Here is a 15,869-nt window from a genome sequence, read left to right on the forward strand (position 1 = left end):
CTTCATGGCCGGCCGGATAATCCGGCTCCTTCCATCACGAGGGGTATGCATGAGAGCCATCGCACCTGCCATTGCCGTGCTTCTGGCCGCCGGCACGGCGTTCGCCCAGGGGACGCAGGGCGACTACACGGGCCCGCTCTTCGACACGCACCTGCACTACAACCAGGAAGCCTGGGACGGCAACACAGGCCCCTTCCCGCCCGCCGAGGCGCTCGCGCGCATGCAGCGCAACAACGTCAAGGCGATCATCGCGAACTCGCGCCCGAACGCAGGCACGCAGACGCTGGCCGCGGCGCGCGAGACTCGCGCCGCCGGCGTGACGGTCGTGCCCTTCGTGCGCCTCTACCGCAACCGCGACGACTACACCAACTGGTTCCGCGACGAGACCATCTACCAGATGGTGCAGACCGAGCTCGCGCGCGGCACCGCGAGCGGCCCCTATCGCGGACTCGGCGAATTCCACCTGTACGACAGCGCCAATGCCAACGGCCCGGTGGCCAAGAAGCTGATCGTGCTGGCGGAAAAGGAGAAGCTGGCGGTGCTCGCGCACGTCGACGACGTGGCGGTCGAACTGCTGATGGCGAACGCGCCGTCGAAGGGACAGTCGTTGCGCCTCATCTGGGCCCACACGGGCATCGGCGGCACGCCGGTGGAGCGGGTGCAGGCGCTGCTGGAGCGATATCCGCTGCTGATGGGCGAACTCTCCTACCGGCCGGGGCTCACCTGCGAAGGCGGCAGGCTGTGCCCCGAATGGCGCGCGCTGATCCTCAAGTACCCGGAGCGCTTCATGGTCGGCTCCGACACCTGGGTCAACCAGCGCTGGAGCGCCTACGACGAGACGATGCGCGGCTACCGGACCTGGCTCGGCGACCTGCCCGACGACGTGGCGCGGCGCATCGCCTGGGGCAACGCCGCCGGGTTGTTCGGCCTGCGCTGAACGCCCGCCGCGCCGCCGGGCCGGTCGTCAGGCGGCCAGCGCGGTTGCCGCAATCCGCGTCGCCGATGCAACGACGTCGTTGCGCCCCTTCGCATCCTTGCGGGGAAAGGTCAGGTACACCGACAGCACGATCGGCGCACCGGCGGGCGGCCACAGCACGCCGACGTCGTTCGTGGTGCCGTACGAGCCCGCTCCGGTCTTGTCGCCCACCTTCCATCCCGCCGGCACGCCCGCCAGAAAACGCTCGGTGTTGGTGGTGTTGCCCAGCAGCCAGGTCTTGAGCTGGTCGCGCTGTGCCGCGCCCAGTGCGTCGCCAAGCACGAGCCGCTGCAGGCTGTCGGACATGGCGGCGGGCGTGGTGGTGTCGCGCGGGTCGCCGGGGATGCTGGTGTTCAGCTCGGGCTCCATGCGGTCGAGCCGGAAGACCTGGTCGCCGATGCCGCGCGCGAAGGCCGTGACGGCAGCGGGGCCGCCCAGCTCCTTCAGCAGCAGGTTGGCCGCGGCGTTGTCGCTGTACTGGATGGTCGCTGCACACATGGCGGCCACCGTCATGCCGGTGGCGACATGCTTCTCGGTGATCGGCGAATGGTCGATCAGGTCGCTCTTGCCGTAGCTCAGGTTGCGCGACAGCAGGCTGCCATCCTTGGTGCTGCGCTCGAGCACCGCGGCCGCCAGCATCAGCTTGAAGGTGCTGCACAGCGGAAAGCGTTCGTGCGGCCTGTGCTGCACGCGCGCGCCGCTGCCGGTGTTGAAGCCGACCACGCCCAGGCGGCTGCCCGACGTGCGCTCCAGCTCGGCGAGCTGCGCTTCGGCGGAAGACTGGGAGCCCGTGCCGGACCACGCTGTGCAGGCGCCGGCAAGCGGCAGGACGGAGGCGGCAAGCAACAGGGTGCGGCGCTGGACGGGAGATGTCATTTCGTTTTCTCTTTCTTTCTGCGAGTGGATGGAACGGAGCGAATCCTAGGAGCGCCCCTTGCCCCGGGCCAGCCTCATGCCGGCGCTTCCCGTCCCGGGTGTATCCGGTGTAACGGGCAGGGTTATTAAACCGAACAGTTGAGCATTGACTGGAACGCATCTATATTCAACCTCATGGTTGAACTAGAACTCGCAGACGAACGGCTCGACGCCGTGTTCCACGCCCTGGCCGACAGCACGCGCCGCACGATGCTGCAGCTCCTGTCCCACGGCGAATGCAGCGTGGGCGAACTCGGCGCGCCTTTCCACATGTCTTTCGCAGGGGCGTCCAAGCACGTGAAGACGCTGGAGCGCGCGGGGCTGGTTTCGCGCACCGTCCAGGGCCGCGCGCACGTCTGCCGGCTGGAGCCCGCGGCGCTGGCCATGGCGAACATGTGGCTGCGCTACTACGAGGGCTTCTGGAGCAATCGCCTCGATGCGCTGGAGCAGGAGCTGCGGCGCGATTCGCAGCCTCGCAAATGAGCTTTCCAGTTTTTTTCCGCCACGACGTCTTCTCCCCATCCAACCCAAGGAGCATCCGCAAATGACGACCAAGCAAAGCCTGGGCACCCAGGTCGACTCCACCACCCTGCGCATGGAACGCGTCCTCCCGGCGCCCATCGAGCGCGTGTGGGCCTATCTCGCCGACTCCGACAAGCGCGCCACCTGGCTGGCCGGCGGCGCGCTGCCGCGAGCGCCGGGCGAACTCTTCGAACTGCGCTTCGACCACACCGGCCTCACCGGTGAAGTGGCGCCCGATCGCTTTGCCGACTGCCGCGAGCCGATCCTGCAGAAGTCGCGGCTCCTGCGGGTGGAGCCGCCCAGGCTGCTGGCAATCAGCTGGAACGAGGGCGGCGCGACGCCGTCGGAAGTCACCTTCGAACTCACGCCGCAGGGCGACACCACGCGGCTCGTGCTCACGCACAGCCGTCTGGCCAACCGCAAGGGCATGCTCAGCGTGGCGAGCGGCTGGCATGCGCATGTCGACGTGCTCATCGAAACGCTGGCTGGCGGCAGGCCACAGGGCTTCTGGACGAATCTCGTCGCGATCGGCCAGGAGTACGAGGCGCATATCCACTGAGCCTGCGCGCTCGCTCTCTTCACCTTCATCTGCGTTTCTCTCGTACGGGGCCTTCGGGCCCCGTTTTTATTGGTCATCAACCTTCACGGTCCTGTCAAACCGTTGTCACCCGCGAACCGCAATATCTGAGGCATTCAGAGCATTTGTGCGTTTTGTTGCAAATGCACCGATCTGCAAAAACGCAGATGAATGCCCACGGCCCCTCGCATGGCCGAGGGGCGCGCATCTCAAGACTTCGAGGGAAACATGACCAGAGGAACGAACACGCGCGGCGTGTGGGCGGCAGGAAACATCTGCGCGCTGCTGCTTCTCGCCGCCTGCGGCGGTGGAGGTAGTGGCGGCGGGGGCATCGGCTTCACGCCCGTGGGCTCGCCGTCGCCCGGTGGCGGAGGCAGCAACCCCGCCCCGACCACCAACCAGGGCAAGAGCGGACCCAAGGCCCTCGTGGTCGAGATCGACGGCCTCACGCATGCGGCGCTTCGCGATGCGATGGCACAGAACAAGGTGCCGGCCCTGCAGTCGCTGCGCCTCTCGCCGGCCTGGACCGGCGGCGCCAACGGAACGCCCAGCGAACAACGCACCACCGACGGCCCTGGCTGGGCCACCCTGTTGACCGGCACATGGGCACAGCGCCACGGCGTTCGCTGGGACACGGCCGACCAGCGCATCGATGTCAAGCTCGCACCCTCGGTCTTCGCGCTCGCCAGGCAGAACAACAAGGCGGCCGGCTACAAGACGGCATCCGTCACCTCGGGCGCGCTCTACCCGCTGCTGCTCGCGAACGAAACCGGCACTGTGGACAGCGCCGTCGACTGCGCGGGTGCCGATGCCTGCGTCACCGACCGCACCGCGCAGCTCATCGACACGGGCTACGACCTGCTGGTGGCGCAGTACGGCGCACCGGCCGCGGCGGCAGGCAACGGGCTCAAGAGCGACGCCTACCAGCGCGCGATCGCCGACACCGCCGCGGGCGTGGGCCAGCTGCTCGCGCGCATCGCTCAGCGCACCGCCAACGACCCTAAGGAAGACTGGCTCGTGATCCTCACGACCGGCCACGGCCTCGATGCCTTTGGCAGCGCCTCCGGCCTGCAGGACAACGACGGCAAGACCATCTTCATCGCGAGCAACAGGACGCTTGCGGCGCAACCCGGCGTCGGCGCTGCCGCTCCCACCGACGCCGCCCTGCTCTCGCTCGCCGCGGCCACCGACATCGCGCCGACCGTGCTGCGCCATCTAGGCGCGCTGCCCGCCGCTGCCGACTACCGCTTCAACGGCCAGGCGCTGCAGGCCTCCACGTCGCTGCGCGGGCTGTCTGCAAAGACAGGAGCGGACAAGCGCAGCATCGTGCTGTCGTGGACGCTCGCAGGCACCACCACTGCACCGGTGCAGGTGCTGCGCGACGGCAAGCTGGTGACCACGCTGCCGGCCGGCACCACCACCTACACCGATCCCATCGTGGCCGACAGCGACGGTGTCTACGGCTACCAGTACACGCTCGTCAGCGGCGAGGCCAGCGTGGCGCTGTTCGCGCAGATCGCCTACGTCAAGCCCGAGGCTCCGGTAACGCTCGCGCCGACGCTGGCGAACGGACTCGTCAACTACTACCCACTCGACGCGCTGCCTGCCGTCGACGCGAAGAACGCATCCACGCTCGGCCCCTGGGCAGCCGACGCCAACGGCGGCTCGCTGGTCGACGACGGCTTCGTGGCACCCAACAAGGCCAAGGCGCTGCGCGTGGACAGCACCGTGAAGAACGCCGGCGGCACGGCCGGCTATCGCCTGGTGCAGAACAACGACGTCACCACCAACCCGGCAGTCACCGCCTTCACCATCGGCTTCTGGATGCGCACCGACAACACCTGCAGCCAGGGCGTGAGCAATGGCGGCACGGTGATCGGCAACAAGAACTACACCACCGGCGGCAACGCGGGCCTGGCCATCGGCCTGTTCGGCAGCTGCGAGATCCGCTTCAACGTGGGCACGGGCAGCGCCCGCGCCGACAGCAACGGCTACAGCCTGAGCGCCGGCCAGTGGGCCTACGTGGCGGTGGTGATCGACAAGACCGCGCTCACGATGCGGGGCTACGTGCTGGATCCGGCCAGGACCATGCAGACGAACAGCACCGCCATCACGACCGCACTGGTCGACAAGCTCGGCGGCCTGGGCAACGGCCTGGGCCTGAACGAGGACGGCACCGGCCTCTACTACCAGCGCGAAACCTCCTCGCCGCGCGGCGCCATGGACTTCAACGACTTCGCGATCTGGAACCGCGCGCTCACGAGCGACGAGCTCAACAGCATCTTCAAGTCGGGCCAGCCGCTGTCGACGCTCCCGTAAATCCCCAATCACCCCCGATCACCCCCAGCCCAAGAGCCCCCGAGGCCACAACGAAACAAGAGGACCACTCCCATGCGAATCCAAGCTCTCTCCAGCGCGCGCCTCGCGTCCGCGCTCATCCTTGCCTGTGCCCTCTCCGCCTGCGGCGGAAGCGGTGGTGGCGGCGGCTTCGTCGGCGGCACGCCGACGACCCCGACCACGCCCACCACGCCGACGCAACCCGACACCGGCGCCGCTCCCGTGAAGAGCTGCGCACCCTGAGCCGAGCCACACCCCATGTCCAACCAGAACAACAAGCCCATGACGAACTCCCGTCGCAAATTCCTCACCGGTACCGCCACCACGGGCGCGGCCGCCCTCGCGCTCAGCGCGTTTCCGCCAAGCATCCGCCGCGCACTCGCCATTCCGGCCAACAACGCGACCGGCACCATCAAGGACGTCGAGCACATCGTCATCCTGATGCAGGAGAACCGTTCGTTCGACCAGTACTTCGGCACGCTGATGGGCGTGCGCGGCTTCGGTGACCGCTTCACCATTCCGCTGCCCAAGGGCCTGAACGTGTGGCAGCAAAGCGATGCGACCGGCAAGGTCATCCTCCCCTACCACCTCGACAGCCGCAAAGGCAACGCGCAGCGCGTGAGCGGCACGCCGCACTCCTGGAACGATGGCCAGAACGCCTGGGACGGCGGGCGCGCCTACCAATGGCCGCGCTACAAGAACAACCCGTCGATGGGCTACTTCAAGGAAGCCGAAGTCACCTTCCAGTTCGCGCTGGCCAACGCCTTCACGCTGTGTGACGGCTATCACTGCAGCATGCACACCGGCACCAACTCGAACCGCATGTTCCACTGGACCGGCACCAACGGCCCCTCGGGCCAGGTCGGCACCGGCGTCGCGGGCGTGGCCTCGGTCGTCAACGAGTGGGACGACATCGGTGCCTCGACAGAAGGCTACGAATGGAAGACCTATCCGGAGCGGCTGCAGGAAGCCAAGGTCAGCTGGTTCATCTACCAGAACATGCCCGACAACTTCACCGACAACCCGCTGGCCGGCTTCAAGCAATACCGCAAGGCCAATGAGGCTTCCGGCAAGCCGGTGAGCAACGGCGCCGCGTCGCCCGCCTACGACCCGGCCAGCGACGATGCCGGCAACCCGCTGTACAAGGGCATCGCCAACACCATGCCCGACGGCGGCTTCCTCGAGCAGTTCCGCCAGGACATCAAGAACGGCAAGCTGCCGCAGGTGTCGTGGATCGTCGCGCCTGCCACCTATTCGGAACACCCCGGACCGTCGAGCCCGGTGCAGGGCGGCTGGTACATCCAGGAAGTGCTGGACGCCCTCACCGCCGTGCCGGACGCGTGGAGCAAGACCGCGCTTCTCATCAACTTCGACGAGAACGACGGCTACTTCGACCACTACCCCTCGCCAGCGGCGCCCTCGCTCAACGCCGACGGCACGATGGCCGGCAAGACCACGCTGCCCGAGGCCGACCTCGCAGTGGAGCGCTTCACGCACCCGAAGCCGCCTGGCACCACCAGCCAGCCCGCGCCCGATGGACGCGTGTACGGCCCCGGCGTGCGCGTGCCGATGTACGTCATCTCGCCGTGGAGCCGCGGCGGCTGGGTCAACTCGCAGGCCTTCGACCACACCTCGGTGCTGCGCTTCATCGAAGCACGCTTCGGGGTGAAGGAGACCAACATCTCGCCGTTCCGCCGCGCGGTGTGCGGCGACCTCACGAGCGCGTTCAACTTCGCCACGCCCAACAACGAGGCACTGCCCACGCTGACCGGACGCACCACCCGGACCGACGCCGACAAGCTGCGCGCAGACCAGCAGGCGCTGGCGCAGGTGGCACTGCCGCTCGACCCCCAACTGCCGCGCCAGGCCACCGGCACCCGCCCCTCGCGCGCCCTGCCCTATGAGCTGCACGTGAGCGGACGCGCCGACGCCATCAACGGCCAGATGCGGCTGATCTTCAAGAACAGCGGCAAGGCCGCGGCCGTTTTCCACGTCTACGACAAGCTCAACCTCGACCGCCTGCCGCGCCGCTACATGGTCGAGCCCGGCAAGCAGCTCGACGACACCTGGAACCCCGCCGCCGACAACAGCGGCTTCTACGACCTGTGGGTGCTCGGCCCGAACGGCTTCCACCGCCACTTCAAGGGCGACCTCAACAGGCTTCGCGCCGGCGGCGCGCCCAACCCCGAGGTGCGCGTGTGCTACGACGTGACCAACGGCAACGTCTCTGTGGAAATGCTCAACGGCGGCGGCGGCAACTGCAAGTTCACGGTGCGCGCCAAGGCCTACCGCGACGACGGCCCGTGGACTGCCACCGTGGCCGGCGGCGCCAAGGCCGAGCAGGCGTGGGTGCTGGCCAGCAGCGGCCAGTGGTACGACTTCGCTGTCACCTGCGATGCCGACCCGGCCTTCTACCGCCGCTTTGCCGGCCGTGTCGAGACCGGCAGGCACTCGGTGAGCGATCCGGCCATGGGCCTCGCCGACCTCTGAGCGCACGGCGGCCGCGCCGGCGCCCGCATCGGGGCGCTGGCCGGCGGCACGAGCAACGGCAAAATGGCGCGGACTTCCCGTGCCTGCCCGACACACATGCAGACCGGGGCGGCCGTCGAACTGACGCCGCCCTTTTCATTTTTCATACGCCGCATCCAATGCTCCAAGAAGAACGATTCCTGCGCATCCGCAGCCTGCTGGCCACCTTCTCCCGTCTCAGCGTGGAGCGCATCGTGCAGGACCTCGCGGTGTCGCGCGAAACGGTGCGCCGCGACCTGCTCGAACTCGAGGGGCTGGGCGAGCTGCGCCGCGTGCACGGCGGCGCCATCTCGATCCGGGCGGAGCCCGAACCGCCGCTCGCGGTGCGGCTGGTGGCGCGGCAGCGCGAGAAGCGCGCCATCGCCAAGGCTGCGGTCGCCCTGCTCCAGCCGGGGCAGACCATCTTCATGGACGCGGGCAGCACCATGTCGATCTGCGCGGAGGAACTCGCCACGCTGAGCGGCATGACCGTCATCACCAACTCGGTGAGCATCGCGCTCAAGCTCGCGGGCGCGGGCGAAGGCCGGCTCACGGGCAACCAGACCATCCTGCTGGGCGGCGAGATAGACGTGAAGACCCAGGCCACCTTCGGCGACACCACGGTCGAGGCCATCCACCGCTACCGTGCCGACGTCGCACTGCTGTCGCCGGTGGGGCTGCACGCCAAGCACGGCGCCATGAGCTTCGAGCACCACGAGGCCACGGTGGCACGCGCCATGGCCGAGCAGGCGCAGCAGCTGGTGCTGCTGGCCGACCACGCGAAGATCGGCCAGGCCAGCCGCGTGACCTATTCGCGCACGGCGGACATCGACGTCGTGGTCACCGACGCGAAGGCGCGCGAGCTGCCGGGGCTTTCGGGGCTGCGCAAGGCCTGCGAGCGGGTGATCCTGGCCTGAGCGACCGCGATGAACGGGCCGTGACGCCGGCCCGGTCCGCGCACGGCCATCGGGCTATGCTGCGCGACCACATGCCGCGACCTTTGCCTTCCTCCATTCCGCTACCGACTGTTGCCGCGCTGCTCGGCACGCTGTGGCTCGCCTTCGCGCCCGTCACGGCACTCGCAGCATCGAGCTGCCTCGATACGGCCACGCAGGCCCCCTCGCCTTCGCGCGCACTCGCCATGGCGACCTTCGCCGTGCGGGAGCACGAAGCCTTCGGCGGCCAGGCGATGGATGCCGAAGGCCGCATGACCGAAGCCGGCGACTCCGAGGCCGAAGACACGCGTCGCACGGTCCCGGGCCTGGCGCCATGGCAACGGGTGCTGGGCTACTGGCAGGCCGTCGATCCACGCCTGCCCTCGCAGGTGCGCTTCGGCGCCCTGCGCCCTGCCGACCGTCATCTGCTGATGCAGGCACTCAACGAGGCGACGGCCGGACGCCTGCAAGGCATGGGCGTCGGTCCGGACGAGGGACTGGATTCGGTGGAACTGCGCGCCGTGCAGGTCGCGCTCGCGCGGGTCGCGGTGATCGATACGCCATGGTCCGCCGCCTTCGTCAGCTGGCTGGCGCGACAGGCCGGGCTGGCGGACGACGAGTTCGTGTTTTCCGAGGCGCATGCCGATTACGCGGGGGCCGCGTGGCAGGTCGGCATCGACGAGGCAGCGGGCCGGAATCCGCGCTATGCCTTGCGTGCTTGCGACCTCACGCGCACGCCGCCGCGCGTCGGCGACCTGGTCTGCCAGGCGCGCGGCGCGGGCGCCGGGCTCGACACCTTCGACAAGATCGGGGAAGTTCTTGCCGCGCGGGACACCGGCGGCGAGTCGCTGCCCATGCATTGCGACGTGGTGGTGGCCGTGGATGCCACTGGCTTCGACACGGTGGGCGGCAACGTGCTGCAGTCGGTCACGCGGCGCCGGCTCGACTTCGCGCCCGGCACGCGCTGGCTGGACCCGAGCTACCTGCCCGAGGGATGCACGCCGGGTGCGCCCGGGTGCGTCGATCGCCACATGAGCCGCCAGCCCTGGTCGCTGCTGCTGCAGTGGCGTTGATGGAGACGTGGGCTTACTTGTAGTAGGCCTCGACGGTGCCCTTGAGCTTGAGCAGCAGCGGCTTGCCCTTGCGGTCGAGCGTCTTGCCTGCGGGCACCTTGATCCAGCCTTCGCTGATGCAGTATTCCTCGACGTCGAGGCGGTCCTTGCCGTTGAAGCGGATGCCGATGTCGTGCTCGAACGCGGCGGCCACGTGGTGCGGGCTGCGCGGGTCGATGGAGAGGTGGTCGGGAAGAGGTGGGCGGGAAGTGGCTTCTGTCATGGCGCGTGATGATAGGGGCTCCCGGGAGCCGGCCCCTGCCGGCGCCTATCGGCGCTTCCTGGGCCGCCGCGCGGGCGGCTTGGGCGGAAAGCCCAGCGCGGCACGTGCCAGCGCGTCGGCCTCGCCGTTGCGGTGGCGTGGAATCCAGTGCACGCGCACGTCGTCGAAGCTGCCGAGCAGGGCCCGAGCTTCGTCGAACAGGCCGGCCAGCCGCACGATCGGCGCGACGGCCTGGCCGCCGGCCGCTCCGAGCTGCTCCACGAGGATGCTGTTGTCGCTGTAGGCCCGAACCGCCTTCGCGCCGCGCTCGCGCAGGTCGTGCAGCGCGAGCGTCAATGCGAGCAGTTCGGCTTCGTTGTTGCAGCCGGTGGTGTGCGTGGCCTGCGACAGCGTGTGCCGGCTGCCGTCCGGCGCGGTGATGACCGCGCCGATGCCCATGCGACCCGGGTTCGGCATGGCGCTGCCGTCGCAATAGACGGTCCACGCAGGGCTGCCGGCCCCGGTCTCCTCTGCACCACTCATCCGGCCTTCTTCAGCAGTTGTAGCGCTTGATGCCCGCCAGGTTCTGGCAAGGGCGCTGCCCGGGCGGCGGGCCGGGGTCTTGCGCATGCGGCGGCCGTGGCCTGCGGATGGGCCGCACGCCGTCGTAGTACGGATCGGGGCTCAGGATGACGACGCCCGGCGGATCGGCCGCGGCCTGCGGTTGCGTCTCGGCCGGATAGCGCGGAATGATGGCCGGCCCCGAGGGCGGCGGATTGCCCGCCACCTGGCTGGGCGGCACGACAGGTGGCGCGGAGCCTTGCTGCGGTGCGGAATAGTCGCGGCGCGCCGGATCGGTCGGCGGCGATTCGAGGATGGACACCTGCCGCGACTGCTTGCTGCCCGGCGGGCAGGCGACGTTCGTGTACGAGATGGCCCCACTGGCATCCGTGCAGCGCACCACCTCCGCCGCCTGCGCGCCAAGCGCCGCGGCGAAGATCGCGAGGGAAGCAGCCAGGGTGCGCATCGATTGGTTCTCGGCGGAGTCGCAGTCAGGTCGGAATCCCGGGAACAGCCCCGGGTCACCCACTGTAGCCGCTGCGGGCCCGTTGTGCACCTGCGGCATGATCGCGGCATGGACACTCAACGACCGCATCCCCTCGTCATCGTCAAGCTCGGAAGCACCTTCGAAGCGCTGCGCGCGCGGCAGGGCGACTTCGAGCACTGGATCGCCGACGGGCTCGGGGTGCAGGCGCTGCCCCTGCTGGTGGTCGATCCGCGCCGCGGCGACGCCCTGCCCGACCCGGCCCTGGTGTCGGGGGTGGTCGTCACCGGCTCGCATGCGATGGTGTCGCACCGCGAGCCCTGGAGCGAGGCCACCGCCGCCTGGCTCGCGCAGGTCGTGGCACTCGACACGCCGGTGCTGGGCATCTGCTACGGCCACCAGCTGCTCGCGCACGCGCTCGGCGGCGAGGCTGGCGACCATCCGCTCGGCGCGGAGGTCGGCACCGTCACCGTCAGCCTCGACGAGGCGGCAGCCGCCGCCGATCCGCTGCTGAACGGCCTGCCCGCCCGGTTCCCGGCCCACGCAGTGCACTGGCAGAGCGCGCTGCGCCTGCCCGAAGGCGCCGTGCGGCTGGCCGGCAACGAGCACGAGCCGATTCACGCCTTCCGCGTCGGCGGGCATGCATGGGGCGTGCAGTTCCACCCGGAGTTCGATGCCGACGCCATGCGCGGCTACATCGAGATGCTGGCCGGCGAGCTGGCGTCCAAGGGCGCCGACCCGGTCGCGATGCGCGAGCGCGTGGTCGACACCGATGCCGCCGCCAGCCTGCTCGGGCGTTTTGCGCGGATCGTCGAGACCCGCCACGGCGTCGCCTGACCGCCCCCTGAAATCCGTCCGACAGGCGGCGCCCGCGCGTCGGATCGCGACTACAGGCTACGCTCGCCGCTTCGGTTATGGTGCGGTCCATTGGCCGCCCGCCAGCTCCTTTTCTTCCCTTTCATGACCACCCCTTCCCCCGTGCCGGCCCGCAAGCATTTTTCGATGATCCGGGAGTTCCATCTTGCCGACGCGTTCACGCTCGGCAACGCGGCCAGCGGCGTGGGCGCCGTGTTCCTGGCGATGGCATTCATGGCGAGCCAGTCGCTCGCGCAGTTCCTGTGGGCGGCCGCGCTCGCGCCTACCGCCTTCGTCTTCGACGTGCTCGACGGCCGCATCGCGCGCTGGCGCCAGACGCAGTCCGCCCTCGGGCGCGAACTCGACTCGCTGGCCGACGTGATCTCCTTCGGCGTGGCACCCGCCGCGCTCGGCTTCGCGGCCGGCCTGAATGGCGGCTGGGACTGCGCCATCCTGGTCTATTTCGTCTGCTGCGGCGTGAGCCGGCTCGCGCGCTTCAACGTGACGGCCGAGGCGCTTTCGGCCGGCTCCGACAAGGTGAAGTATTTCGAGGGCACGCCCATCCCGACCAGCGTGGTGCTGGTGGGCGTGCTGGCGTATGCCGCCTGGCAGGGCCACATCGGCGCCGACCTGTGGGGAGGTGCCTGGGTCGTGGGGCCGTGGCAATTGCATCCGCTGGCGCTGCTGTTCGCGCTCTCGGGCACGCTCATGATCAGCAAGACGCTGCGCATCCCGAAGTTCTGACCGATCGACCGCCAATCTCAAGAAGACCGCAAGAAGACCGCAGGAGACACGCCCATGACCATGAAGCTGTATTTCGACCCGCACAGCCGCTCCCACGTCGCCAAGTGGATGCTCGACGAAGCCGGCGTCGACTACGAGATCGTGACCACCCTCATCAAGGACAAGGCCCACAAGACGCCCGAGTTCCTGAAGATCAACCCGGCGGGCAAGCTGCCGGCGCTGGTCGACGGCCAGGCGCGCGTCTTCGAGAACGCCGCCATCTGCCTGTACGTGGCCGAGAAGTTTCCCGAGAAGCGGCTCGCGCCGCCGCTCGGCTCGCCCGAGCGGGGCCGCTACCTGTCGCTGATGGTCTATTCGACCGCGCAGCTGGAGCCCTCGATGGGCGACGCCATCCTGAAGATCCGCAGCAACAACAGCGCGCGCGGCTGGACCCATTTCGAGGCGGCCAAGGATGCGGTCGAGCGCGAGCTGCGCTACGGCCCCTACCTGTTCGGCGCGCAGTTCACGGCGGCCGACGTGATGATCGGCTCGATGTTCATCTGGCACCGCGCATTCGGCGGCCGCACCAACCGCCCGAAGATCGACGCCTACATCGACCGGCTGCAGGCCCGCCCCAAGGCCATGCGGTTCGGCTGAGCGCGGCGCGGCGTGCCGCGCTGGTGACAACGCGCGGCGAAGGCACGTCCTTTAATCGGCTTCCTTGTTCCATTCCAAGAAGAGAGACGCCCGCATGACATCGAAGAACGCCACGCCTTCGCGGTTTCCGCTCACGGCCCTTTCCCTGGGCCTGGCCGCCCTGCTCGCCGCCTGCGCGAGCACGCCGCCGCCCGGCGCGCGCAGCGTGACCATCGAGCGCACCACCTTCGGCATCGCGCACGTCACCGCGCCCGACTACGAAGGCCTGGCGTACGGCAGCGCCTATGCGCACGCGCAGGACAATGTCTGCCAGACGGCCGAGCACCTGCTCACGCTGCGCGGCGAGCGCTCGCAGTTCCTGGGCGCGCAGAACACCGGAGACCTGGGCCTGGGCCGCGCGCCGAACGCGCAGATCGACCTGTTCATCCGCTACCACATGGACGACGCCGCGCTGGCACGCGCAGGCGCCACCACCAGCCCCGACGTGCAGGCCGCGCTGCGCGGCTACGTCGCCGGCTACAACCGCTACCTGCAGGATGCCGGACCGAACGGCCTTCCCGAAGCCTGCCGCGGCAAGCCCTGGGTGCGCCCGATGACGGCCTCCGACCTGTCGCGCGCCACCGAGATGTCGATGATCCAGGGCGGCCTCGGCGCGCTGGCCGGCGCCGTGCTGGCCGCGGTGCCGCCCGCGCCCGGTGCGAAGACCGGCGCCGCACCGGTCGAGCTGAAAGAGGCGGTCGCCGAGATCGGCCGCCACAGCTTCAACGCCAACCCCGAGGGCGGCGAGCTCGGCTCCAACGGCTGGGCCTTCGGGCGCAACGCCACGCCGGACGGCAAAGGCCTGCTGCTGGGCAACCCGCACTTCCCGTGGAACGGCACCAACCGCTTCTGGCAGATGCACCTCACCATCCCGGGCAAGCTCGATGTGATGGGTGCCACCGGCGGCCTGAGCCCGGTGGTGGCCATCGGCTTCAACAAGGACGTGGCCTGGACCCACACCGTCTCGACCGGCAAGCGCTTCACGCTGTACGAGCTGAAGCTAGACCCCACCGACCCGACGGTGTACCTGGTCGACGGCCGGCCGAGGAAGATGGTCGCGCGCACCGTGACGCTGCCCGCCGCGGCGACGGGCGGCAGCACCCCGCCGGTGCAGCACACCTTCTATTCGACCGACTGGGGCCCGGTGATCTCGCTGCCGCGCGCCGGCCTGGGCTGGACCGCGCAGAAGGCCTACGCCATCCGCGACGCCAACACGCTCAACGTGCGCTCCGCCGAGGCCTGGATGAAGATGGCGCAGGCCCGCAACGTGGCCGAGCTGCGCGCAGCCATGGGCAACCAGGGCATGCCGTGGATCAACACCATCGCGGCCGACCGCAACGGCAACGCGATGTATGCCGACCTGTCGGTGGTGCCCGACGTGTCGGCCGACATGCTCAAGAGCTGCGCGCCCTCGCCCGCCGCCGCCGCTCTGCTCAACGCGGCCGGGCTGGCGGTGCTCGACGGCTCGCGCGGCGCCTGCGCCTGGAACCGCGACAGCGCGGCCGCTTCGCCGGGCATCATCCCGCCGGCGCGCATGCCGGTGCTCGTCACGCCCGACTACGTTCAGAACAGCAACGACAGCTTCTGGCTGAGCAACCCCGACGTCGCGCCGGCGGCGGGCGTTTCGCCGCTGGTGGGCCCGGTGGGCGTGCCGCAGCGGCTGCGCACGCGCAGCGGGATCATGGAAATCCGCGGCCGGCTCGCGGGCAGCGACGGCCTGCCCGGCAACCGCATGGGCGCGGCCGAACTGCGCAGCGTGATCTTCCGCGACCGCAACCTCGCCGGCATGCTGGTGATGAACGACCTGCAGGCCGCCTGCAGCGCCGCTGGCGGCGCGCTCACCGCCGACCAGGCGCTGGGCTGCCGCGTGCTCTCCGCCTGGGACCGCACCAGCAATGCCGACTCGAAGGGCGCGCCGCTCTTCCGCGAGTTCTGGCGCAAGACGAAGGACATCCCGAAGGTCTGGCGCGTGCCCTTCGACCCCGCGCAGCCCGTGGCCACGCCGGCCGGGCTCGACATGGCCACGCCGGCCACGCGCGAGGCCGTCTTCAAGGCGCTGGGAGATGCCGTCGGCATCCTGCGCACCGCCGGCTTCGCGGCCGACGTGCCACTGGGCGTGCCGCAGTCGCGCCTGGTGCGCGGCCAGAAGATCGCGCTGCACGGCGGCGACGAGTTCGAGGGCGTGCTCAACAAGCTGGAGTCGCAGGGCCAGTCGCTGATCGACCCCAAGGGCTACAACATCAACTACGGCAGCAGCTACATGCAGGTCGTGACCTTCGATGCCAACGGCCCGGTCGCCCAGGGCCTGCTGACCTACGGCCAGAGCAGCGACCTCGCTTCGCCGCGCGCCTACGACCAGCTGCCGCTGTTCGCGGCCAAGCAGTGGCATCCGCTGCCCTTCCACCCCGCCGACGTGCGGGCACAGCGCGAGGGCACGCCGCTGCAGCTCGCGTACTGACAGCAGTT

16 protein-coding genes are annotated in these 15,869 nt (G+C 69.5%); 12 read left to right on the forward strand and 4 right to left on the reverse strand.

Going from position 1 to position 15,869, the window contains the following annotated elements; translation table 11 throughout:
* The first annotated feature begins 49 nt into the window (after window positions 1–49).
* On the forward strand, window positions 50–937 hold the full coding sequence (locus ABL840_RS24695; protein ID WP_418115998.1) for an amidohydrolase family protein: 888 nt from the start codon (window positions 50–52) through the stop codon (window positions 935–937).
* 27 nt (window positions 938–964) lie between these two features.
* Here ABL840_RS24695 and bla read toward each other — a convergent pair whose 3' ends face one another.
* A complete protein-coding gene (gene bla / locus ABL840_RS24700) occupies window positions 965–1,852 on the reverse strand; it encodes a class A beta-lactamase (protein WP_093306550.1) in 888 nt (295 codons plus the stop codon).
* A 174-nt stretch (window positions 1,853–2,026) separates the two neighbouring features.
* Between bla and ABL840_RS24705 the strand changes: the two genes are divergently transcribed.
* The 7 genes from ABL840_RS24705 to ABL840_RS24735 all read left to right on the forward strand — a co-directional run bounded on the left by ABL840_RS24705 (window position 2,027) and on the right by ABL840_RS24735 (window position 9,843).
* Complete coding sequence (locus ABL840_RS24705) at window positions 2,027–2,374, forward strand: ArsR/SmtB family transcription factor (protein WP_093200844.1); 348 nt, start codon at window positions 2,027–2,029, stop codon at window positions 2,372–2,374.
* Window positions 2,375–2,435: 61 nt separating this feature from the next.
* Window positions 2,436–2,972 (forward strand): SRPBCC family protein, encoded by a 537-nt coding sequence (locus tag ABL840_RS24710; protein WP_093306552.1) that lies wholly within the window; start codon window positions 2,436–2,438, stop codon window positions 2,970–2,972.
* A gap of 246 nt (window positions 2,973–3,218) precedes the next feature.
* Window positions 3,219–5,309 (forward strand): LamG-like jellyroll fold domain-containing protein, encoded by a 2,091-nt coding sequence (locus ABL840_RS24715; RefSeq protein ID WP_418115999.1) that lies wholly within the window; start codon window positions 3,219–3,221, stop codon window positions 5,307–5,309.
* Between the two features lie 72 nt (window positions 5,310–5,381).
* Window positions 5,382–5,570: a hypothetical protein gene (locus ABL840_RS24720; protein WP_093306554.1), complete on the forward strand. Its 189-nt coding sequence runs from the start codon at window positions 5,382–5,384 to the stop codon at window positions 5,568–5,570.
* Window positions 5,571–5,585: 15 nt separating this feature from the next.
* Window positions 5,586–7,817, forward strand: a complete 2,232-nt coding sequence (locus tag ABL840_RS24725; protein ID WP_418116000.1) for a phosphocholine-specific phospholipase C — start codon at window positions 5,586–5,588, stop codon at window positions 7,815–7,817.
* 158 nt (window positions 7,818–7,975) lie between these two features.
* Window positions 7,976–8,752 carry a DeoR/GlpR family DNA-binding transcription regulator gene (locus ABL840_RS24730; RefSeq protein WP_093200852.1) on the forward strand — a complete coding sequence of 259 codons (777 nt, stop codon included), beginning with the start codon at window positions 7,976–7,978 and terminating at the stop codon, window positions 8,750–8,752.
* Window positions 8,753–8,823: 71 nt separating this feature from the next.
* The gene (locus ABL840_RS24735; protein ID WP_418116001.1) at window positions 8,824–9,843 is read left to right on the forward strand and encodes a DUF2272 domain-containing protein; all 1,020 of its coding nucleotides are present in this window, start codon (window positions 8,824–8,826) and stop codon (window positions 9,841–9,843) included.
* A gap of 13 nt (window positions 9,844–9,856) precedes the next feature.
* On the opposite strand, the gene ABL840_RS24740 is transcribed toward ABL840_RS24735, so the two are convergent.
* From ABL840_RS24740 to ABL840_RS24750, 3 genes are read right to left on the reverse strand one after another with little or no spacing between them, the layout of a single operon-like run.
* Window positions 9,857–10,105 (reverse strand): DUF3297 family protein, encoded by a 249-nt coding sequence (locus tag ABL840_RS24740; RefSeq protein WP_093200855.1) that lies wholly within the window; start codon window positions 10,103–10,105, stop codon window positions 9,857–9,859.
* A gap of 45 nt (window positions 10,106–10,150) precedes the next feature.
* Window positions 10,151–10,627: a ribonuclease HI family protein gene (locus ABL840_RS24745; RefSeq protein ID WP_093306556.1), complete on the reverse strand. Its 477-nt coding sequence runs from the start codon at window positions 10,625–10,627 to the stop codon at window positions 10,151–10,153.
* Window positions 10,628–10,637: 10 nt separating this feature from the next.
* Complete coding sequence (locus tag ABL840_RS24750; RefSeq protein ID WP_093306558.1) at window positions 10,638–11,111, reverse strand: DUF4124 domain-containing protein; 474 nt, start codon at window positions 11,109–11,111, stop codon at window positions 10,638–10,640.
* Window positions 11,112–11,219: 108 nt separating this feature from the next.
* Between ABL840_RS24750 and ABL840_RS24755 the strand changes: the two genes are divergently transcribed.
* The 4 genes from ABL840_RS24755 (at window position 11,220) to ABL840_RS24770 (ending at window position 15,861) form a co-directional block, all read left to right on the forward strand.
* Complete coding sequence (locus ABL840_RS24755; protein ID WP_093306560.1) at window positions 11,220–11,966, forward strand: glutamine amidotransferase; 747 nt, start codon at window positions 11,220–11,222, stop codon at window positions 11,964–11,966.
* Between the two features lie 123 nt (window positions 11,967–12,089).
* Window positions 12,090–12,728 (forward strand): CDP-alcohol phosphatidyltransferase family protein, encoded by a 639-nt coding sequence (locus tag ABL840_RS24760; RefSeq protein ID WP_093306758.1) that lies wholly within the window; start codon window positions 12,090–12,092, stop codon window positions 12,726–12,728.
* Between the two features lie 54 nt (window positions 12,729–12,782).
* Window positions 12,783–13,364, forward strand: a complete 582-nt coding sequence (locus ABL840_RS24765) for a glutathione S-transferase family protein (protein WP_093200865.1) — start codon at window positions 12,783–12,785, stop codon at window positions 13,362–13,364.
* A gap of 94 nt (window positions 13,365–13,458) precedes the next feature.
* The gene (locus tag ABL840_RS24770) at window positions 13,459–15,861 is read left to right on the forward strand and encodes an acylase (RefSeq protein WP_093306562.1); all 2,403 of its coding nucleotides are present in this window, start codon (window positions 13,459–13,461) and stop codon (window positions 15,859–15,861) included.
* Window positions 15,862–15,869: the final 8 nt, after the last annotated feature.

Source organism: Variovorax sp. NFACC27 (assembly GCF_048301545.1).
Classification (GTDB): Bacteria; Pseudomonadota; Gammaproteobacteria; order Burkholderiales; family Burkholderiaceae_C; genus Variovorax; species Variovorax gossypii.

Bases quoted from the DNA above. Each gene is read 5' to 3' on its own strand.
- ABL840_RS24695 (WP_418115998.1), top strand. From the start codon at position 50: ATGAGAGCCATCGCACCTGCCATTGCCGTGCTTCTGGCCGCCGGCACG.
- bla (WP_093306550.1), bottom strand. From the start codon at position 1,852: ATGACATCTCCCGTCCAGCGCCGCACCCTGTTGCTTGCCGCCTCCGTC.
- ABL840_RS24705 (WP_093200844.1), top strand. From the start codon at position 2,027: ATGGTTGAACTAGAACTCGCAGACGAACGGCTCGACGCCGTGTTCCAC.
- ABL840_RS24710 (WP_093306552.1), top strand. From the start codon at position 2,436: ATGACGACCAAGCAAAGCCTGGGCACCCAGGTCGACTCCACCACCCTG.
- ABL840_RS24715 (WP_418115999.1), top strand. From the start codon at position 3,219: ATGACCAGAGGAACGAACACGCGCGGCGTGTGGGCGGCAGGAAACATC.
- ABL840_RS24720 (WP_093306554.1), top strand. From the start codon at position 5,382: ATGCGAATCCAAGCTCTCTCCAGCGCGCGCCTCGCGTCCGCGCTCATC.
- ABL840_RS24725 (WP_418116000.1), top strand. From the start codon at position 5,586: ATGTCCAACCAGAACAACAAGCCCATGACGAACTCCCGTCGCAAATTC.
- ABL840_RS24730 (WP_093200852.1), top strand. From the start codon at position 7,976: ATGCTCCAAGAAGAACGATTCCTGCGCATCCGCAGCCTGCTGGCCACC.
- ABL840_RS24735 (WP_418116001.1), top strand. From the start codon at position 8,824: ATGCCGCGACCTTTGCCTTCCTCCATTCCGCTACCGACTGTTGCCGCG.
- ABL840_RS24740 (WP_093200855.1), bottom strand. From the start codon at position 10,105: ATGACAGAAGCCACTTCCCGCCCACCTCTTCCCGACCACCTCTCCATC.
- ABL840_RS24745 (WP_093306556.1), bottom strand. From the start codon at position 10,627: ATGAGTGGTGCAGAGGAGACCGGGGCCGGCAGCCCTGCGTGGACCGTC.
- ABL840_RS24750 (WP_093306558.1), bottom strand. From the start codon at position 11,111: ATGCGCACCCTGGCTGCTTCCCTCGCGATCTTCGCCGCGGCGCTTGGC.
- ABL840_RS24755 (WP_093306560.1), top strand. From the start codon at position 11,220: ATGGACACTCAACGACCGCATCCCCTCGTCATCGTCAAGCTCGGAAGC.
- ABL840_RS24760 (WP_093306758.1), top strand. From the start codon at position 12,090: ATGACCACCCCTTCCCCCGTGCCGGCCCGCAAGCATTTTTCGATGATC.
- ABL840_RS24765 (WP_093200865.1), top strand. From the start codon at position 12,783: ATGACCATGAAGCTGTATTTCGACCCGCACAGCCGCTCCCACGTCGCC.
- ABL840_RS24770 (WP_093306562.1), top strand. From the start codon at position 13,459: ATGACATCGAAGAACGCCACGCCTTCGCGGTTTCCGCTCACGGCCCTT.